The 1,845-nt window shown below is 66.6% G+C and carries 2 protein-coding genes; both read left to right on the plus strand.

Annotation, left to right across the window (positions count from 1 at the left end):
* The coding region (locus EN925_RS34325) for an SIS domain-containing protein (protein WP_128337291.1) at nt 1–510 on the plus strand (510 nt) is incomplete at its 5' end.
* Nucleotides 507–1,685 carry an N-acetylglucosamine-6-phosphate deacetylase gene (gene nagA, locus EN925_RS34330; protein WP_013528579.1) on the plus strand — a complete coding sequence of 393 codons (1,179 nt, stop codon included), beginning with the start codon at nt 507–509 and terminating at the stop codon, nt 1,683–1,685. The genes EN925_RS34325 and nagA, both read left to right, overlap by 4 nt.
* The last annotated feature ends 160 nt before the right edge of the window (nt 1,686–1,845 follow it).

A 1,845-nucleotide genomic window follows, 5' to 3' on the forward strand; every position in this document is an offset into this window, starting at 1 on the left:
CTGGCGGCGCTTGCCCGCCTGCCGGAGCATTTCGGCAAGGCGATCGCCTGCGACTGGATGAGCGTGCTCTCTGAGACGATCGAGAAGCAGAAGTCGTTGTTCATCCTCGGCCGCGGACCGTCGGCGGCGATGGCCAATGAGGCTGCGCTGAAATTCAAGGAGACCTGCGGCATGCATGCGGAAGCCTACAGCGCCGCCGAGGTCATGCACGGCCCGCTGGCGCTGGTCGGCCCCGATTTTCCGGTGCTGGCGCTGGCCGCGCGCGACGCGTCCGAACCGTCGATTGCCGAGGCCGCCGACAGCCTGGCGGCCAAGGGCGCGCCGGTGTTCGTCACCTCGGCACTTGCCCAACGCGCCGTGCGCCTGCCGCATGTCGCCACAGGCCATCCACTGACCGATCCGCTGACGCTGATCGTCTCCTTCTACATGTTCGTCGAGGCGTTTGCCCGCCATCGCGGTCTCGACCCGGACACGCCGCGCAATCTTCGCAAGGTGACGGAGACCGTATGAGCAATCGCTTTGCCCTGACTGGCGCCCGGATTTTCGACGGCGACGATTGGCATGAAGGCCACGCGCTGGTCGTGCGCGACGGTCTCGTCGAGGCCATTTTGCCCACGGGCGCCGTCCCCTCGGACATCGCCCTCGTCGACGCCGGTGACGGCCTGCTGGTGCCGGGTTTCGTGGACCTGCAGGTCAATGGCGGCGGCGGCGTCATGCTCAACGACCATCCCGATGTCGCTTCCATCGAGACCATCTGCCGAGCGCACGCGCCCTTCGGCACGACGGCGCTGCTGCCGACGCTGATCACCGACACGCCTGCAATCACGGCCGCCGCTGTCGCCGCCGGCGAGGCGGCGGCGCGCCAGAAGGTGCCTGGGTTTCTCGGGCTGCATCTCGAAGGCCCGCATTTGTCGGTCGCCCGCAAGGGCGCGCATGATCCGGCGCTGATCCGGCCGATGACGGATGCCGACCAGGCGATGCTGATCGCGGCTCGGCAAAAGCTGCCGGTGCTGCTGACCACCATCGCGCCCGAATCCGTCGAGCCGGCTCGCGTCGCGGCGCTGACTAAGGCCGGCGTCATCGTCAGCCTTGGCCATTCCGACACCGGCTACGCCACCGCCAGCGCCTTTGCCGCGGCGGGCGCCTCGATGGTTACCCACCTGTTCAATGCGATGAGCCAGATCGGCAATCGCGAGCCTGGCCTGGCTGGCGCCGCCATCGACATCGGCACCTTGTCGGCCGGTCTCATCGCCGACGGCATCCATGTCGATCCGGCCACCATCAAGATCGCACTGCGCGCCAAGCAGGGGCCGGCCAGGATCGTTCTGGTCACCGACGCCATGGCGACAATCGGCACCGACATGACGTCGTTCACGCTCAACGGCCGTACCATCTATCGCAGGCATGGCAGCCTGCGGCTCGGCGACGGAACGCTGGCGGGCGCCGATCTCGACATGATCTCGGCCATTCGTTTCACCCACCGCGTCATCGGGGTCGAGCTTTCCGAGGCCTTGCGCATGGCTTCGCTCTATCCGGCGCAAGCAATCGGCCAGTCGCACCGGCTTGGCCGATTCGCCAACGGCACGGCTGCGGATATTGTCGCGCTGTCGGACGATCTCGACCCGAAGGGCGTCTGGATCGGCGGCGAAAAGGTTTTTGGAGCCGGCTACGGCACTGCGCATTGATATCGGCTGTCGTCGTGAAACCTTTTGATTTTGAGGTCGTTGTCGGAGCGTATGTCCGAGGCGAAACCCAAATTGAAACAGGCCGACGGCATCAAACCGCGCGGTGCCTTGAAGCCGCGACAGCAAGCGCCGCGTGACCAGAGGCCGCGCCACGAGGATC

This window comes from Mesorhizobium sp. M7A.F.Ca.US.006.04.2.1, from assembly GCF_004022915.1.
In the GTDB taxonomy this organism is placed as follows: domain Bacteria; phylum Pseudomonadota; class Alphaproteobacteria; order Rhizobiales; family Rhizobiaceae; genus Mesorhizobium; species Mesorhizobium ciceri.